The following is a 17,867-nucleotide window of genomic DNA, read 5'->3' as shown; positions in this document are numbered from 1 at the left end:
GTCCTGATCGGACATCAGTCGGGCCTCACAGCAAGGGGGTTCGAATGGTCGGGCGCCGGCGTAACGGGTTTCGACGCCGCACATCGAGGTCAGGGCCCTGTTCCCGCCTCCAGCCGGGCCGTCGTCTCCATCAGCGACACGGTGAACGGGTGCTGCGGCGCGGTCAGGATCCGGTCGGCCGGGCCCTGCTCGACCAGCTCTCCCGCGTCCAGTACGGCGATGCGGTGCGCCAGGCGTGCGGTGTCCAGGTCGTGGGTGATCAGGACGAGGGAGAGGTCGTCGCGGTCGCGCAGGAGCCCTTCGAGGACGTCGAGGATGCCGCGCCGGGTGACCGTGTCCAGGCCCGAGGTGATCTCGTCGCAGATCAGCACCCGGGGGTGCGCGAGCAGCGCCCGGGCCAGGGCCGCGCGCTGGAGCTCGCCGCCGGACAGCTGCGGCGGGCGGCGCCGGGCCGGACCGGGGGCGAGGCCGAGGCCGATGAGTGTCGTCAGGGCCTCCTCCCCGGCCGTGCGCGGGTCGATGCCGCGCAGGCGTACGGCCGTCCGGGCGACCTGGTCGAGGACCGGCCGGTACTCGTCGAAGGCGGCCCGTGCGTCCTGGAAGACGTACTGGACCGCCCTCAGCTGAGCCCGGTCGCGGTGGCGGAGGCTGCGCGGCAGCGGGGTGCCGTCGAGGTCGATCTCGCCGTCGTGGTCGCGGTGGAGTCCGGCCAGGCAGCGGGCGAGGGTGGTCTTGCCGCTGCCGGAGCGGCCGACGACGGCCAGGCACTCACCGGGGTGGACGGCGAGGCCGCCGGTGCGCAGGACGGCGCTCCTGCCGTGGCGGGCGGTCAGGTCGCGGACGCGCAGGACGGGTTCCGTCGTGTCCTCGGCGGGATACTCCTGCGGGGCCGGGGGCCGGGCGTCGAGGAGCCCGCGGGTCCACTCGTGCCGGGGTGCGAGCCAGAGCCGTTCGGCCGGGCCCGACTCCACCACCCGGCCCGCCTTCATGACCAGTACGTCGTCGGCGAGCGTGCGCACCACGTCCAGGTCATGACTGAGCAGCACGACCGCGATACCGCGTGCCGCGACCGCCGCCAGTTCGTCGACGATCCGGCTCTTGGTCAACGCGTCCTGCCCGGTGGTGGGTTCGTCCGCGACGATCACCCGGGCGCCGAGCAGGAGGGCCTGCGCGAGGACGACGCGTTGCTGCTGGCCGCCGGAGAGCTGGTGTGGGTAGCGCCCCAACAGGGGCTCAGCGTCCGGGAGCTGGGCGTCGGAGAGGGCGCGGAGGACGCGTTCGCGGGCGGCAGCCCTGCGCTGAGCACGCGGCAGGTCGCGTACCTGCGTGCGGGCGATGTCGGTCAGCAGCGCCGAGACCCGGCGCGCGGGGTTGAGGACGGCGGCGGGGTGCTGCGGTACGTAGCCGACGTTCCCCGAGACGCGTACGTCGCCGCTGACGCGGGCCGCGGGCGGGTACTCCCCGAGCAGCGCGAGCCCCGTCGTGGTCTTGCCGCTTCCGGAGGCGCCGACCAGAGCCGTCACCCGTCCGGGCAGGACCCGCAGGTTCACGCCGTCCACGATCGCGTGGCCGTCGATCTCCACGCGCAGGTCGCGGATCTCGGCGACGGGAGTGTCACTCTCACTCACAACGATCGTTCCTTCTCTCGCTTCTTCAGTGGCAGGTCTCGCTTCTCCAGCGCCGCGTCGAAGAGCAGGTTGCTGCCCATCGTCAGCGCGACGATCAGCAGCGCGGGCACCACCACGGCCCAGGGCTGCACGAACAGTCCGGTGCGGTTGCGGTCGACCATGACCGCCCAGTCCGCCGCGTCCGGCGCGACCCCGACACCGAGGAACGCCGCCGTGGCCACCAGGTACAGCACGCCGGTGAGCCGGATGCCCGCGTCGGCGGCGAGAGTGCGCAGCATCGACCGGCCGACATATCCGACAGCCGTGCGCCACCACGTCTCGCCCTGCATCCGCAGCGCCTCGACGGCCGGACGCGCGGCGGCCTCCGCTGCGGCGGCCCGCACGATGCGTGCCGCGTCGGGCACGTTGACCAGCGCGACCAGCAGCGCCAGCCCGGTCGCCCCCGGCGTGAACACCGACGCCACCAGCAGGATCAGCAGCAGCGAGGGCACCGCGAGCAGCACGTCCAGCGGCCGCATCAGCGTCTCCTCCAGCCAGCGGCGGTGGGTGAGCGCGCTGACGAGCCCGACCGGCAGCGCGACCAGATAGGCCAGCGCGGTGGCGGCCAGCGCGGTCAGGACGACCGGGCGTCCGCCGTGCAGCACCTGCTGCCCGACGTCCCGGCCCACGAAGTCGGTGCCGAGCCAGTGCCCGTCGCCGAGCGTGAACGACGGGGCGCGCGGGCCCGGTTCGCCCGCGAACAGCGGCCCGAGGAGGGCGAGGACGAGGGGTACGGCGATGACCGCGATGCCGAGGAAGTAGCGCCGGGCCTTCACGCGGCCACCCCCGCCCGTGGGGTCAGCCGATGGGCCACCAGGTCCGCTCCGAGGTTCAGTACGACGGTCAGGACGCCGAAGACGACGGCGAGTCCCTGCACCACCGGTACGTCGCGTTCGGCGACGGCGTTGAGCAGGACGGTGCCGAGTCCGGGGATCACGTACAGGGCCTCCACGACGATGACGCCGCACAGCAGCCAGTCGATGGTGCGGGCGAGTTGCTGCGCGGCCGGGGCGAGCGCGTTGGGCAGGGCGTGCGTGTAGCGGATGCGGGCGCCCGGTACGCCGTAGCGGTGGGCGTGGGCCGCGTACGGGGAGGCCAGTGCGTCGACCATGCCGGCGCGGACGAGGCGGGCGATGGAGCACACCGGCCGGGACAGCAGGACCAGGACGGGCAGGACCAGTGCGGCCGGGTGGGCGAGCAGGTCGGTGCCGTAACCGACGGCGGTCGGCGGCAGCCAGCCCAGTTGGAGCGCGAAGACGGTTATCAGGAGGACGCCGAGGGCGAATTCGGGAACCGCATACACGGCGAGCGTCACCGAGCTGACCAGCCGGTCGACGAGCCGCCCCTCGTGCCGGGCGGCCAGCACACCGAGCCCGAAGCCGAGCGGGATCAGCAGCGCGACGGTGAGGCCGGCGAGCAGCAGGGTGGGCCCGAAGCCGTCCGAGATGTACTGCCCGACCGGCCGCCCGGAGGTCAAGGACGTGCCGAAGTCGCCGTGCAGCAGCCCGGATGCCCAGTCGAGCAGCCGCTCGTACGCAGGCCGGTCCAGGTCCATCGCCTCACGGATGGCGGCGATCCGGGCCGGGTCGGGCTGGTCACCGGCGAGGGCGACCGCGGCGTCGCCCGGCAGCGCCTCGGTGAGCGCGAAGACCAGCAGCACGACGGCCACGGTTTGGGCTCCGCCGAGCATAAGGCGCCGGACGACGAAGGATGTGCCGCGGGATGCCGTCTGTCGGCTGCTGCTCCGTCGTGGCTTGTCGCGCAGTTCCCCGCGCCCCTTTAGGGCGTTGACGGACCGCAACCGACTCAGCCCGCCCTGCTTGGTCCTCACGCCAGCCAGACCTTGTCGAAGCGGGCCCAGTCGAGCGAGTTGGCGGGGGCGTTCGTCTCGACGCCCTTGACGTTCTTGGCCGTTCCGAGGATCCAGTCGGCGAAGCCCCAGATCAGGAAACCGCCCTCGGAGTACAGCCGACGCTGCATGCGCTCGTACACGGCGGCCCGCTCGGTCTTGTCCCGCGTGGACTGCGCCTGCTGGTAGAGCGCGTCGAAGTCCTTGTGCTGCCACCTGGTGGCATTGGTGCTGGAGTCGGTGAGCAGCCGCTGCGAGATATGGGCCTCGATGGGCATGGCGCCGGAGCGGTAGCAGCACAGGGTGCCGGAGTCGAGGATGTCGGCCCAGTACGTGTCCTTGCTGCCCATCTTCACGTCGACGGTGACGCCCGCCTTCGCGGCCTGGTCGCGGAAGATGCTGGCGGCCTCGGTGAATCCGGCGGCGACGGCGGAGGTGTCGAGGCTGACCTTCAGCTTCTCCGCGCCCGCCTGCTTCAGCAGGGCACGCGCCTTGTCGAGGTCCCGCTCGCGCTGCGGGAGGCCGTCGGCGTAGTACTCGTAACCCTTGCCGAACAGGTCGTTGCCGACCTCGCCCGCCCCGGACAGTGCGCCGTCGACGAGTTCCTGCCGGTCGGCGATGAGGAAGAACGCCTGCCGGACCCGCTTGTCGTCGAAGGGCGCCCGGTCGGTCTTCATCGCGAAGCCCTGCATGGCGCTGTTGCGCAACCGCACGATCTCGATCTGCCCCTTGCCCTCGTGCGCGCGGCCGGTGGTGGGGTTGAGCTCGTGCGCGTACTCGACCTGGCCACCGAGGAGCGCGTTGACGCGCGCGGACTCCTCGTTGGCGACGACGAATTCGAGCTCGTCGAGGTGCGGGGCGCCCTCCCAGTAGTCCTCGTAGCGGCGGAAGACGGCCGAGCGGCCCGGCGCGAACGAGACGAAGCGGAAGGGGCCGGAGCCGATCGGCTCCTTGTCGAACTCGGTCGCACCGTCCGGGACGATGTACGCGCCGAACGCGGCCAGGACGTTGGGGAATTCGGCGGTCGGCCGCTTCAGCACGAACTCGATGGTCGTCTCGCTCGTGGCGCGGCTGGCGTCGAGGTCGATGGGTTCCAGGGAGGCCTTGGCACGGAATGCCTGCTTCGGGTCGGCGATCCGGCGGTAGCTGTAGAGCACGTCCTTCGCGGTGACGGGCTTGCCGTCGTGGAAGGTGGCCTTGCGCAAGGTGACAGACCACTTGTCGAGGGCCTTGCCGGACTCCCACTTCTCGGCGAGCCGGGGCCGCGCCGACAGATCGGGACCGTAGTCGGCGAGCTTGTCGAAGAGGGCCTTGGCGCGGGCGACGTCGGCGAACAGGTTGGCCAGGTGCGGATCCAGGGTCTCGCTGGCGCCACCGCCCGCGAACGCGGCCCGCAGCCGCCCGCCCTGCTTCGGCTTGCCGTCACCCGCCCCCGTACCGGAGCTGTCGTCGGAGGAACCGCAGCCGGTGAGCGCGAGCGCACCGAGCGAGGCGGCACCGGTGGCGGCGAGGAAGCCGCGGCGGCGCAGACCGGGAAAGCGATCGTCGTACATGCGATGTCCTTCAGTGGTGGGTGAGCGGGTTCAGGCGCGCTACGACATGCAGCCGGTCGGCGTCCGTGGCCGATCCGGGCAACTGGCCCTCGCGCCAAGGCGGTTCGGTGCGTGGTCCGGGGCCGTCGTACAGGTCGAGGACCTCGAAGCCGTGGACGGCCAGGAAGTGGCGCAGCTCCAGCGGGAACAGCAGCCGCCAGGCGGAGCGCTGCTCGACGGGCGGGGAGCCGTCGTCGGACATCCATACGCGGATGCGGCGCAGGAGTTGGGCGGTGCGGTCGACAGTCAGGGTCGTCGTCGACCGGTAGGCGGTGCCCTGCCAGATGAAGGCGTTGACCTTGGGCGTGTCGAGGAGGTCGGTCCGGCCCAGGAAGTAGGCGCCGTTGCGCATCTCCGCCACGAGCAGCCCGCCGGGTGTCAGGGCGCGACGGCAGGAGGCGAGGAAGCCGTCGAGCTGGTCGTTGGTGTGGCAGTACAGCAGGGAGCTGTCCAGGCAGACGACCGCGTCGAACGCGCCCAGGTCGAAGCCGTGCAGGTCGGCCCGGACATACGCCGGCCCGGGGTGCTGAGCGCGGGCGTGCGCGAGCATCGTCTCGGAGAGGTCGGCGCCCGTGACCGTACGGCCGGCCTTGTGCAGATGGCCGGCGTCACGGCCCGTCCCGCAGCCCATGTCCAGCACACGGGACCCGGCGCCGTACCGCCGCAGGCAGTCCTCGGCCCAGCGTCCGGCGAGCCGGTCGGGGTCGGGGAAGCGGGCCTCGTACAGCTCGGGGTTGTCGGTGAGGAGGTTGCCGCTCGTCATACGGCGCTCCGTTCGGCGACCGGCACCGGGATCACCGGGAGCGCGTCCCGCCGGTGCAGCCAGGCGACCCCGCCCGCGGAGGCCAGCCCGAAGAGGGCGCAGCACAGCCACGGAAGCCGGTCTCCCGTGTCCATGGCCCAGCCGACGACGGTGTTGCCGACGGCGGCAGCGATGCCGGAGACGACGTAGAAGATCCCGAAGTAGGTGCCGGTCAGCTCGGGGCGGCCGAAGCCGGGGATCAGCTCCATGACGAAGGGCGAGGCGATCATGACGCCGAGGTAGAGGAGCAGGGTGCCGAGGAGTACGGGGAGGGCGGCGAGCAGACCGGTGTGCTGTGTCGCGAAGGCCGGGGGCACGAACGCCAGGCCCATGAGGGCGAGTCCGGCCGCGATCCAACGCGGTCTGCTGCCACGGGACTTGAGAGAGCGGGTGATGCGGAGCTGGAACGCGAGGTTGGAAACGGTTCCGACGAGGAAGACGAGGCCTGCCGCGCCCTCCCAGCCGGTGGCTTGTCGGGCTCCCTCGGGCAGCAGCAGGTAGAGCTGGTTCTCCAGGGTGAACATGCCGACCATGGCGAGCGCGAAGGCCAGGAAGGCGCGGTTGCCGACGACTTCACGCCAGTCGGCGAGGACGCCGCCCTTGCTGGGCTCCACTTCCCGCGCGGGCAGCACCAGCGCCTGGGCCACGGTGAGGGCCGCGAAGATTCCGGCGGCGGTGAGCGCGGACGTGCGGAAGTCGACCAGCAGCAGGGCGCTGCCCAGCAGTGGGCCGATCAGCGCGCCGGTCGTCGCGAACACGTTGAAGAGCGCGAACGCCTCCGCCTTGCGCTCCCCCGCCTCCTGCGAGAGATAGGCCCGCACCGCCGGGTTGAACAGCGCGCCCGCGAGCCCGCTGAGCACGGACGCGGCCAGCAGCACCGGCAGCCCGTCGCCGAGCGCGAACAGCGCGAACCCGACCGTCCGCAGCGCACACCCGGCGATGATCACGCCCCGCGCGCCGAGCCGATCGGAGGCGGAGCCACCGATGATGAACAGGCCCTGCTGGCTGAGGTTGCGGACCCCGAGGACGATGCCGACTACGGCCGCCGACATGCCGAGGTTCTCGGTGAGGTGGGTGGCCAGGTACGGGATCAGCAGGTAGAAACCGGTGTTGACGCCGAGCTGGTTCACCAGCAACAGGCGTACGGCGAGCGGGAATTGCCGTATCTCATGCCACGTCTTCACGGGCCGCCACCTCCTCCACGCCGAGCCCCGGCAGGTCGGGGGCGCGTACGAAGCCGTCGGTGCCGCCGATCCCGGTCCACGGGTCGTGGGCGAGCAGCAGATGTCCGTCGAGGTCGGCCCAGCGGGCGCGGTCGGCCAGGTGGACGGCGGGTGCGAGGCCGAGGCTGCTGGCGGTGAGGCAGCCGAGCATCAGCTCGGTCCCGCTGCCCTCGATCAACTCCCCGATGCGCAGGGCCGCGTGGACGCCGCCGCACTTGGCGAGCTTGACGTTGACGCCGTGCACACGTCCCGCGAGACGGCGGGCGTCTTCGAGGCTTACGGCGTCCTCGTCGGCGATGATCGGCAGCGGTGAGCGCTCGGCCAGCCTTCCCAACGCCTCGGGGTCGCCCGGCGCGAGGGGCTGCTCGACGGCTTCGACGCCGAGGGCCGCGTAACGCGGCAGCAGGGCCCGGGCCTGCGGGACGCTCCAGGCGCCGTTGGGGTCGAGGAGCAGCCGGGCGTTTGGCGCGGCGTCGCGGATGATCCGTACGCGCTCGATGTCGTCCTCGGGGTCGGGCGTGCCCGCCTTGACCTTGATGACCTGGAAGCCGCTCGCGGCGAGACGGCGGGCCTCGGCGGCGGCCTGCGCGAGGGAGGTGATGCCGATGGTGCGGGCGGTGGCGGCGACCGGGGCGGCGGGGGCGCCGAGCAGGCGGTGGACCGGGCTTCCCATGCGCTTGCCGACCAGGTCGAGCAGTGCGGCCTCGACGGCGGCAGCCACCGCCGGCGGGACGGGCCACCCCTGCCTCAGGTCCTCCAACGCGCTCTCGGGGTCGGGGAAGCGGTTCAGGTCGACGGCCGCGAAGTGCCGTCCCAGGGTGTCGGCGTCGAGGCCGTAGTACACGCTGGTGACGGCCTCTCCATGGCCGTACAGGCCCTCGTCTTCGATCGTCAGCCATACGGCGTCGCGGGCGGACATGGTGGAGCGGGAGATGCGCAGCGGCTCGGTGAGGTCGAGACGTACGGTGCGCAGGGTGGCCTTCACAGGGTTTCTTCCGGGGAGTCGAGCGGATCGGTCACGCGGGTGCAGCGGGCCCAGCCGGTGGCCTCGGCGGCGCGGGGGTGCGGGATCTCGACGGGGCGGGTGGCCGCGGTGGACGGGTCGATGCCGTGGGCGGTGGTGAAGTCGTCGTCGTAAACGGTTCCGAGGTAACGGTGCGGACCGTCGGGGAAAACGGTTGCGACGACCGCGCCGGGGTGGACGCGGGCCGCCCAGGCGGCGACGCGCGCGACCGCGCCGGTGCTCCAGCCGCCGCTGACGAAGCTGCCCCGGGTGAGCCGGCGGCAGCTGTCCACGGCCTCGGCGGGGCCGATCCAGTGGACCTCGTCGAAGGCGTCGTAGGCGACGTTGCGCGGGTGGATGCTGCTGCCCAGGCCGCGCATCAGCCTCGGCCGCGCGGGCTGGCCGAAGATGGTGGAGCCCGTCGCGTCGACGCCGATGAGGCGCAGGGCGGGCCAGTGGCGGCGCAGTGGGCCGATGATGCCCGCGCTGTGTCCGCCGGTGCCGACGCTGCACACCAGGACGTCCAAGTGGTCCAGCTGGGCGGCGAGTTCGGCGGCGAGGGTGGCGTAACCGGTCGTGTTGTCGGGGTTGTTGTACTGGTCCGGCCAGTAGGCGTCGGGCAGGATCGCGAGCAGTTCGCGCAGCCGCGCGAGGCGTGCGGCCTGCCGGCCGCCCACCGGGGCCGGACGGTCGACGATCTCCAGCCGGACCCCGTGGGCGCGCAGCAACTGCCGCATGGACGGCTCCAGTTCGCTGTCGCCGACCAGAACGACCGGGTGGCCGAGCGCCTGCCCGGCGAACGCGAGGCCGATGCCGAGCGTGCCGGAGGTGGACTCCACGACCGGCGCGCCGGGCCGCAGTTCGCCGCGCTCGCGGGCGCCGAGCAGCATCGACAAGGCCGCCCGTGCCTTCATCCCGCCCGCCGCGAGCCCTTCGAGCTTGGCCCAGAAGCCGGGGTGGGGTCCGGGCAGACCGGCGGTGATGCGGACGGTCGGGGTGCGGCCGAGCAGGTCGAGCAACTCCGGGCGGGCGACGACCCGTACGGCGGTGGCGGTCATCGGCCACCTCCGCGGTACCGGTGGATCACTCCGGGCCCGCCGTCCAGCCAGAAGAAGGGGTACGGCTCCGCGCACACCGCGCTCACGCCGTGCCCGAGGAAACGGGGCAGTACGGCGCTGCCGGTCTGCGCGAACATCACCAGCTGCTTGCCGCGCTGGAGGGCGTGCCGCCGCAGCGGTTCGAAGGTGCCGTTGCCCAGGGTCATCCCGGACACGAGCAGCGCGTCACAGCGGTCGGCCGCGGCGAGCGCGTCCCCGACGACCTCCTCGCCCCACTCCGTCGCGCCGCCCTTGAGGTCGCAGGGCACATAGCCGAGCCCGCGCGAACGCAGCGCCTCCAGCAGGGAGTTGACCACACCGACCACGAGCACGGTGGCCCCCGGCCGCAGGTCGAGCAGCTCGACGACGGCCTGTGCGCGGGCCCGGGACTTCTCCAGCGAGGTTCCGGCGGGCAGCGGGACGGGACGGGCTCCGTTGGCCGGGGCGTGCGGGGTGACGTGCGTCAGATACGCGTCCAGCGCGGCCACGCGCACGGGCAGCAGCGGATGCTCCAGCAGCCGCGCCACACCCGCGCCGACGCAATCGTCCAGCGCGCCGTCGGGCAGCGCGCCGGGTTCGACCGCGCACGAGCCGACGGCCTCCGCGAGACGCAGGCTGAGCACCTCGTTGCGGTAGCCGGTGCCACGCCCGTCGTGCCGTACGGCCTGACAGGTGGTGAAGGCGACCGCGATACGCAGGGTGGCCGGGTCCGGACCGAGGTCACCGGCGCTGACCCGGCGTATGAGGTCGTCGAAGGCGGTCGTGATGGTCTCGGTGGCGGTCACCGTCCCGGTGATCGTCGCCGTCTCGGTGGTCGCCACCGCCTCAGTGGTCGCCACCGCCTCAGTGGTCGCCACCGCCTCAGTGATCGCCACCGCCTCAGTGATCGCCACCGCCTCAGTGATCGCCACCGCCTCAGTGATCGCCACCGCCTCGCTGGCGACCGCCGCCCCCGTGGCGGTCCCCGCATCGCCAGTCGTCGCCGCCTCGCTGGCGGTCGCCGCCCCCGTGGCGGTCCCCGCATCGCCAGTCGTCACCGCCTCGGTGGCGGTCGCCGTCCCGGTCTCGGTCACCGCGTCGGCCGCGGTCACCGTGTCGGTCGCGGTCACCGTCTCAGTCGCGGTCACCGGATCACCAGCCCCGCCCGCAGCGCGGCCAGCAGCGCCTCGACGCGGTCGCGGGCGCCGGGTCCCTCAGCGTCGCCGGCCATGACGTGCCCTAGGTACTCGTTGTTGCTGCCCGCCGCCTTCACGGCCTTGCCGGGCTCGGCGAGCTGCAGCTCCAACACACCGGTGGTGTCGTGCAGTTCACGTCCGTCCAGCGCCTCCAGCGTGCCCGCCGTGTGCGGGACGAGGAAGCCGATGGCCGCGCTGGCCAGCCCGGTGTCCGTGCGGCGCAGGTCGGGTGTACGGCCGAGGGCGACCTCTACGAAGGCGGCGGCGAGGTCGATGCCGGTGACGTGGCGGACGAGTTCGGTGATGCGGTTTCCGGCGGGCCGTGGGTTGACCTCGACGACGCGGGGACCGGCGGAGGTCAGCTTGATCTCGGTGTGGGCGACCACGCCGTCCGTCAGCCCGAGGGCCTTCAGGGCGCCGAGCGCGGTGTGCTCGGCGGCCTCGGTGTCGGCGGGCGTCAGCGCGGCCGGGAACATATGGCCGGTCTCGATGAAGGCGGGGGCGCCGCCGATGCTCTTGTCGGTCACACCGACCACCTGGACCGCGCCCGCGTGGGAGACGGTCTCGACGCTCACCTCGGGGCCGTCCAGCAGCTCTTCGAGGAGGACGACGGGCGCCCGGCGCTGCCCGCGCGCATTGACCGGGAAGTCGCCCAAGTCTCGTACCGCCGCGGCGAGTTGCGCCTCGTCGTCGACCTGCCGTACGTACATGCCCGCGCACAGGTCGACGGGCTTGACGACCAGCGGGTAGCCGATCTCCCCGGCAGCCCGTGCGAGGTCGGCCCACTCCTCGTGGACGGCGAAGCGCGGCTGCGGCAGGCCCGCGTCGGCGAGGACACGGCGGGTGGCGTCCTTGCGGCAGGCGTTCTCCACCACCTCGGGGCCCGGGCCGGGCAGTCCGAGGTGTCCGGCGATGCGCGCCACGGTCGGCAGGTAGTAGTCACAGGACGTGAGCACCCCGTCGAAGCCGAGCGCCGCGTGCAGCCGCTCGACCTCGGGCAGCAGGGCGTCGACGTCGTTCGTGTCGGCGGCGATCACATGGCGGGCGCCGAGCAGCGGATGCGCGGTGCCCTCCGGCGCCGACCGGAGGTAGTGGTGCAGGTCACGGGTGAGGAACGTGAACTCGTGCCCGCTCTCCCGGATCGCTCTCGGCAGCAGTCGGCTCATGGAACCGACCCAGCTCTCGACCATCAGCAGATGAGCCACAACTCCCCTTTTCCGACGGGTGGTTCAGACGTCAGGGCAGCTCGGAACCCCCTCGGACGGGAGGGAGGCCGGGTCTTGACTCGGCTACGTTATCGATAATCATTTTCATTGTCATCTGAAAAAACAACATCACCTTGGGGTTCCTTTTGCCCGTCTCCACCCGCTCCGCGGCGATACTGTGCGCCCTCGCGCTGCTCCCCACCGCCGCTCCCGCCGAGGCCGCACCGCCGACACCGGACGTACCGCGTCGAGTGCGGGCGGATCAGCGTCCCGCTCGACCGGCACCACCCGCAGGGACCGCGCCTCACCATCGCCGTCTCTCGGGTCCCCGCCTCCGGCACGCCCGCCGAGCGACGTGGCATCCTGCTGGTCAACATCGGCTTCGACCCGCGCGGCATCGGCCACAGCTCACCGGTCGACTGCGGTGACATGGGCGGCCTGTTCGACAGCCCGGGCACGGACCCCGTGCCAGTGCGCCCGGCGGCGGAACGGGCCTGCCTCGCCTCGCTGCGAAACATGGCCGACGACTGCGCGAAGGGCGCGGGCGGTGTCCTGCCATATCTGTCCACCGAGCAGACGGCGTACGACATGGACGCGATCCGCGCCGCGCTCGGCGAACCCAGGACGGGCTTCCTCGGAGTGTCGCGGCAGTCATCTCGGCGCGGCCTACGCGGCACTGTTCCCGCAGCGGGTCGGACGGATGGTGCTGGACGCGGCGCTTGCCGCGCTGGACATCGCCGCCCTGGCCGACCGGCCCACGCATCTGCTGTCCTACGGGCAGCGCAAGCGGACGGCGATCGCGGGCGCGGTCGCGATGCGGCCCCGGGTGCTGATCCTGGACGAGCCGACCGCGGGGCTCGACCCGGACGGCCAGGAGCGGCTGCTCGCCACCCTCGGCGCCCTGCGCGCGGGCGGCACCACGGTGGTGATGGCGACGCACGACGTGGACCTCGCCCTGCGCTGGGCCGACGACACGGCGCTGCTCACCCCGTCCGGAGTACGCACCGGTCCGGCCGCCGGGATGCCGGCCCGCACCGACCTCCTCCAGCAGGCCGGGCTGCGCCTGCCGTGGGGTGTCGCGGCGGCCCAAGTACTCTGTGCGCACGGGCTGTTGAGCGACACGGCGGCAGGTCATCGAACCCCCGGCGAGCTCGCCGCGATGGTGGCCGTCGAGCGGTGAGGTGCCGGTCACAGAAGCGGCGAGGGCAAGGTCACAGCCTGAGGCTCTGCTCCTGCTCAGGGGCTCTCGCCTAGCATCCCGAGCATGACAGTCCTGCCCAATGACGGGCTCTCGACGGCCGCCGAGTTCCCCGCCGCGACCCATGAGCAGTGGCAACGCCTCGTGGAGGGCGTCCTGCGCAAGTCTGGCCGGGACGTCACGGGTGCCGCCGCCGAGGACGCCCTCGCCACCGCGCTGGAGGACGGGCTGCGCACCCGGCCCCTGTACACCGCGCTCGATACCGCTCCCGACACCGGTTTCCCAGGTTTTGCCCCGTTCGTACGGGGTGGTCGCCCGGAGGGGAACACCAAGGGCGGCTGGGATGTACGGCAGCGGCACGCGACGGCCTCGGGTGACCTCGTCCTCGCCGACCTCGAAAACGGTGTCACCTCCCTCTGGCTGGTCGTCGGTGAAGGCGGTTTCCCGGTCTCAGCACTCGGCCACGTACTCGAAGGCGTCTATCTCGATCTGGCGCCCGTCGTCCTGGAGGCCGGCCGGGACACCGAGAAGGCTGCCGGCGAACTGCTGCGGCTGTACGAGGAGCGCGGCGTCGGCCGTGACGCGGCGCGCGGCGACCTCGGCGCCGACCCGCTCGGATACGAGGCCCGGAGCGGTCAGCAGCTCGACTTCGCACCCACGACCGCACTGGCCCGGCGGTGCGCCGAGGAGTACCCGGGGCTGCGGGCGCTGACCGTGGACGCGCTGCCGTACCACGAGGCCGGCGGGTCGGCCGCGCAGGAGCTGGGCGCCTCGCTCGCGACCGGAGTCGCCTACCTGCGGGAGCTGACAGCGGCCGGGCTCAGCGTCGAACAGGCCTGCGCACAGCTGGAGTTCCGCTACGCGGCCACCGCCGACCAGTTCCTGACCATCGCCAAGCTGCGCGCGGCGCGCCGGCTGTGGGCGCGGGTCGCCGAGGTGAGCGGAGGGCCCGGCAGGCAGGTGCAGCACGTCGTGACCTCGCCGGTGATGATGTCGCGCCGCGACCCGTGGGTGAACATGCTGCGCACCACGGTCGCCACGCTGGCCGCCGGGGTCGGCGGCGCCGACTCCGTCACCGTGCTGCCCTTCGACCACGCGCTCGGCCTGCCGGACGCGTTCGCACGGCGCATCGCCCGCAACACCTCGACGATCCTCATCGAGGAGTCGCACCTGGCCCGGGTGATCGACCCGGCGGGCGGCTCCTGGTACGTGGAGCGGCTCACCGACGAACTCGCCCACGCGGGCTGGGAGTTCTTCCAGTGGCTGGAGCAGGTCGGCGGCCAGGCGGCCGCCCTGCGCTCGGGCCGGCTCGGCGAGAAGCTGGCGGAGACCTGGCAGGCGCGCAGCGCGAAGCTCGCCAAGCGGCGCGAACCCATCACCGGTGTCAGCGAGTTCCCGCACCTCGCCGAGAAGCCGGTGGAGCGCGCGCCCGCGCCCACGGCACCGTCCGGCGGCCTGCCCCGCGTCCACCGCGACGAGGCGTACGAGGCGCTGCGCGCCCGCTCCGACGCCCACCTCGCCGCGACCGGCACCCGGCCGCGGATCTTCCTCGCCGCGCTCGGCCCCGCCGCCGCCCACACCGCACGGCTCACCTTCGCCGCGAACCTCTTCCAGGCGGGCGGCATCGAACCCGTCACGGAGGGCACGTTCGAGGAGAGCGGCGCCACCGAGGCCTGCCTCTGCTCCAGCGACACGCTGTACGAGGAGCAGGCGGCGGACACCGCACAGGCCCTGAGGACAGCGGGCGCCACGCATGTGTTCCTCGCGGGCAAGCCCGGGCAGTACCCCGTCGACGACCACGTCTTCGCGGGCTGCGACGCCGTAGCCGTACTCTCCGCCACCCTCGACCGCATGGGAGTGTCCTGATGGGAATCCCCGACTTCACCGGGATCGAACTCGGGGAGCCGAGGACCGATGTCGGCGCCGACGAGTGGCGCAAGGCCGCGGGGAGCGACGACGCGTTCTGGGAGACCCCGGAGGGCATCGCGGTCAAGCCGCTCTACACCGGCCGTGACCTGGAGGGTCTCGACTTCCTTCAGACCTACCCGGGCATGGCGCCGTATCTGCGCGGCCCGTACCCGACGATGTACGTCAACCAGCCCTGGACGATCCGCCAGTACGCGGGCTTCTCCACCGCCGAGGAGTCCAACGCCTTCTACCGGCGCAACCTCGCCGCCGGGCAGAAGGGCCTGTCGGTCGCCTTCGACCTGCCGACGCACCGCGGCTACGACAGCGACCACCCGCGGGTGACCGGCGACGTCGGCATGGCGGGCGTGGCCATCGACTCCATCTACGACATGCGGCAGCTGTTCGACGGCATCCCGCTGGACAAGATGACCGTGTCGATGACGATGAACGGCGCCGTGCTGCCCATCCTCGCGCTGTACATCGTGGCGGCGGAGGAACAGGGCGTACCGCCCGAGAAGTTGGCCGGGACCATCCAGAACGACATCCTCAAGGAGTTCATGGTCCGCAACACCTACATCTATCCGCCCAAGCCGTCGATGCGGATCATCTCCGACATCTTCGCCTTCACCTCGCAGCGGATGCCCCGCTACAACTCGATCTCCATCTCCGGCTACCACATCCAGGAGGCGGGCGCGACGGCCGACCTGGAGCTGGCGTACACGCTCGCCGACGGTGTGGAGTACATCCGGGCCGGGCGGGAAGCGGGCCTGGACGTGGACGCGTTCGCGCCGCGGCTCTCCTTCTTCTGGGCGATCGGCATGAACTTCTTCATGGAGGTCGCGAAGCTGCGGGCGGCGCGGCTGCTGTGGGCGAAGCTGGTGTCCCAGTTCGAGCCGGAGAACTCCAAGTCCCTTTCCCTGCGCACCCATTCGCAGACCTCGGGCTGGTCGCTGACCGCGCAGGACGTGTTCAACAACGTCACGCGTACGTGCGTGGAGGCGATGGCGGCGACGCAGGGCCACACGCAGTCGCTGCACACCAACGCCCTCGACGAGGCGCTCGCGCTGCCCACCGACTTCTCGGCACGCATCGCCCGCAACACGCAGCTGCTGATTCAGCAGGAGTCCGGCACGACGCGGGTGATCGACCCCTGGGGCGGCAGCGCCTACGTCGAGAAGCTGACCTACGACCTGGCCCGCCGTGCCTGGCAGCACATCCAGGAGGTCGAGCAGGCGGGCGGCATGGCGCAGGCCATCGATGCGGGCATCCCGAAGCTCCGCGTGGAGGAGGCGGCGGCACGGACGCAGGCCCGTATCGACTCGGGGCGGCAGCCGGTCATCGGCGTGAACAAGTACCGGGTGGACTCCGACGAGCAGATCGACGTGCTCAAGGTCGACAACTCCTCCGTGCGCACCCAGCAGATCGAGAAGCTGCGGCGACTGCGCGAGGAGCGCGACAGCGTCGCCTGCCGGGAGGCGCTGGACGCGCTGACCCGGGCGGCGGCAGGTGAGGGCAACCTGCTGGAGCTGGCGGTGAACGCGGCCCGCGCGAAGGCGACCGTCGGGGAGATCTCCGACGCCCTGGAGAAGGTGTACGGGCGGCACGCGAGCCAGATCCGTACGATCTCCGGCGTGTACCGCAACGAAGCCGGCTCCTCCCCGTCCGTCGACCGCACCCGCACCCTCGTCGACTCCTTCGAGGAGGCCGAGGGCCGCCGCCCGCGCATCCTGGTCGCCAAGATGGGCCAGGACGGCCACGACCGCGGCCAGAAAGTGATCGCGACCGCCTTCGCCAACCTCGGCTTCGACGTCGACGTCGGCCCGCTGTTCCAGACGCCCGGCGAGGTGGCCCGCCAGGCGGTGGAGGCGGATGTGCACATCGTGGGCGTCTCGTCGCTGGCCGCCGGGCACCTCACTCTCGTACCGGCGCTGCGCGAAGAGCTGGCGGCGGAGGGCCGGGAGGACATCATGATCGTCGTCGGTGGGGTGATCCCGCCGCAGGACGTGCCGACCCTGCTGGAGATGGGCGCGACGGCCGTCTTCCCGCCCGGGACGGTGATCCCGGACGCGGCCTACGACCTCGTGAAGCGACTGTCGGCCGACCTCGGGCACCCGCAGTGATCGATCTCGACACGTATGTGAAGGGCGTGCTCGACGGGAAGCGGGCACTCGTCGCACGCGCCATCACGCTCGTCGAGTCGACACGACCTCAACACCGCGCGCTGGCACAGGAGTTGCTGACCGCTCTGCTCCCGCACAGCGGCCGGGCCCGGCGGATCGGGATCAGCGGGGTGCCGGGCGTGGGGAAGTCGACGTTCATCGACGCGTTCGGCACGATGCTGACGTCCCTCGGTCACCGGGTCGCGGTGCTCGCCGTCGACCCGTCGTCCACGCGGACGGGCGGCTCGATCCTCGGCGACAAGACCCGGATGGAACGCCTGGCCGTGGACCCCGCGGCCTTCGTCCGCCCCTCCCCCAGCGCGGGCACGCTCGGCGGGGTCGCCAAGGCCACGCGCGAGTCGATGGTGGTGATGGAGGCCGCGGGCTACGAAGTGGTGCTCGTCGAGACGGTCGGCGTCGGCCAGTCGGAGACCGCGGTGGCGGGCATGGTCGACTCCTTCCTCCTGCTCACACTGGCCCGCACCGGCGACCAGTTGCAGGGCATCAAGAAGGGTGTGCTGGAGCTGGCCGACGTCATCGCCGTGAACAAGGCGGACGGGCCGCACGAACGCGACGCGCGTGCGGCGGCGCGTGAACTGTCGGGCGCGCTACGGCTGATGCATGGCAAGGACGCGTTGTGGACGCCGCCGGTGTTGCATTGCAGCGCGCGTGAGTCGACCGGCCTGGACACCGTCTGGGAGCGCCTCGAACAGCACCGCGCCCTTCTTGACTCCACCGGCCGCCTCACCGCCAAGCGCCGTGACCAGCAGGTCGACTGGACCTGGAACATGGTGCGCGACGAGTTGCTCGGTCGGCTGCATGCCGATCCGGCGGTGCGTTCGCTTGCGCCCGGTCTCGAACAGCAGGTGCGGGACGGGGAGTTGACTGCGACCCTGGCGGCGGAGCGGATTCTGAAGGCGTTCGCTCCGCGGGGAGCGCCGTGATAGGCCGTGGGGGCCGGTCGCGCAGTTCCCCGCGCCCCTATGGGG

The 17,867-nt window shown here is 72.2% G+C and carries 13 protein-coding genes and 1 pseudogene; 4 read left to right on the top strand and 10 right to left on the bottom strand.

All coding sequences use genetic code 11. The features are described 5' to 3' along the window. Positions 1–89: 89 nt before the first annotated feature. From QQY66_RS41215 to QQY66_RS41170, 10 genes are all read right to left on the bottom strand, one after another. Positions 90–1,628: an ABC transporter ATP-binding protein gene (locus QQY66_RS41215; protein WP_301985516.1), complete on the bottom strand. Its 1,539-nt coding sequence runs from the start codon at positions 1,626–1,628 to the stop codon at positions 90–92. Next, on the bottom strand, positions 1,625–2,443 hold the full coding sequence (locus tag QQY66_RS41210; RefSeq protein ID WP_301985515.1) for an ABC transporter permease: 819 nt from the start codon (positions 2,441–2,443) through the stop codon (positions 1,625–1,627). Before QQY66_RS41210 ends, QQY66_RS41215 begins: the two co-directional genes overlap by 4 nt. Then, positions 2,440–3,432 carry an ABC transporter permease gene (locus QQY66_RS41205; protein WP_301987663.1) on the bottom strand — a complete coding sequence of 331 codons (993 nt, stop codon included), beginning with the start codon at positions 3,430–3,432 and terminating at the stop codon, positions 2,440–2,442. The genes QQY66_RS41210 and QQY66_RS41205 overlap by 4 nt, the downstream gene beginning before the upstream one ends. 62 nt (positions 3,433–3,494) lie before the next feature. Continuing rightward, positions 3,495–5,069 carry an ABC transporter substrate-binding protein gene (locus QQY66_RS41200; RefSeq protein WP_301985514.1) on the bottom strand — a complete coding sequence of 525 codons (1,575 nt, stop codon included), beginning with the start codon at positions 5,067–5,069 and terminating at the stop codon, positions 3,495–3,497. A gap of 10 nt (positions 5,070–5,079) precedes the next feature. Next, a complete protein-coding gene (locus QQY66_RS41195; protein WP_301985513.1) occupies positions 5,080–5,871 on the bottom strand; it encodes a class I SAM-dependent methyltransferase in 792 nt (263 codons plus the stop codon). Beyond that, on the bottom strand, positions 5,868–7,094 hold the full coding sequence (locus tag QQY66_RS41190; RefSeq protein ID WP_301985512.1) for an MFS transporter: 1,227 nt from the start codon (positions 7,092–7,094) through the stop codon (positions 5,868–5,870). The genes QQY66_RS41195 and QQY66_RS41190 overlap by 4 nt, the downstream gene beginning before the upstream one ends. Continuing rightward, complete coding sequence (locus QQY66_RS41185; protein ID WP_301985510.1) at positions 7,078–8,118, bottom strand: mandelate racemase/muconate lactonizing enzyme family protein; 1,041 nt, start codon at positions 8,116–8,118, stop codon at positions 7,078–7,080. Before QQY66_RS41185 ends, QQY66_RS41190 begins: the two co-directional genes overlap by 17 nt. Further along, positions 8,115–9,194, bottom strand: coding sequence for a PLP-dependent cysteine synthase family protein (locus QQY66_RS41180; RefSeq protein WP_301985509.1), 1,080 nt, complete (start codon positions 9,192–9,194; stop codon positions 8,115–8,117). Before QQY66_RS41180 ends, QQY66_RS41185 begins: the two co-directional genes overlap by 4 nt. After that, positions 9,191–10,018, bottom strand: a complete 828-nt coding sequence (locus QQY66_RS41175) for a DUF364 domain-containing protein (protein WP_301987662.1) — start codon at positions 10,016–10,018, stop codon at positions 9,191–9,193. The genes QQY66_RS41180 and QQY66_RS41175 overlap by 4 nt, the downstream gene beginning before the upstream one ends. A gap of 338 nt (positions 10,019–10,356) precedes the next feature. Then, positions 10,357–11,613: an ATP-grasp domain-containing protein gene (locus QQY66_RS41170; protein WP_301985507.1), complete on the bottom strand. Its 1,257-nt coding sequence runs from the start codon at positions 11,611–11,613 to the stop codon at positions 10,357–10,359. Between the two features lie 706 nt (positions 11,614–12,319). On the opposite strand from QQY66_RS41170, the pseudogene QQY66_RS41165 reads away from it, so the two are divergent. The 4 genes and pseudogenes from QQY66_RS41165 to meaB form a co-directional block, all read left to right on the top strand. After that, positions 12,320–12,793 (top strand): annotated as a pseudogene (locus QQY66_RS41165) (ATP-binding cassette domain-containing protein); the annotation flags it as partial. Positions 12,794–12,877: 84 nt separating this feature from the next. Then, a complete protein-coding gene (locus QQY66_RS41160; RefSeq protein WP_301985506.1) occupies positions 12,878–14,677 on the top strand; it encodes a methylmalonyl-CoA mutase family protein in 1,800 nt (599 codons plus the stop codon). Beyond that, on the top strand, positions 14,677–16,839 hold the full coding sequence (gene scpA / locus QQY66_RS41155) for a methylmalonyl-CoA mutase (protein ID WP_301985505.1): 2,163 nt from the start codon (positions 14,677–14,679) through the stop codon (positions 16,837–16,839). The genes QQY66_RS41160 and scpA overlap by 1 nt, the downstream gene beginning before the upstream one ends. Then, on the top strand, positions 16,836–17,822 hold the full coding sequence (gene meaB, locus QQY66_RS41150) for a methylmalonyl Co-A mutase-associated GTPase MeaB (protein ID WP_301985504.1): 987 nt from the start codon (positions 16,836–16,838) through the stop codon (positions 17,820–17,822). Before scpA ends, meaB begins: the two co-directional genes overlap by 4 nt. Positions 17,823–17,867 lie beyond the last annotated feature (45 nt).

Source organism: Streptomyces sp. DG2A-72, from assembly GCF_030499575.1.
Classification (GTDB): Bacteria; Actinomycetota; Actinomycetes; order Streptomycetales; family Streptomycetaceae; genus Streptomyces.
The sequence above is the reverse complement of the archived record's forward strand: the minus strand, read 5'-3'. Positions and strand labels throughout refer to the sequence as shown.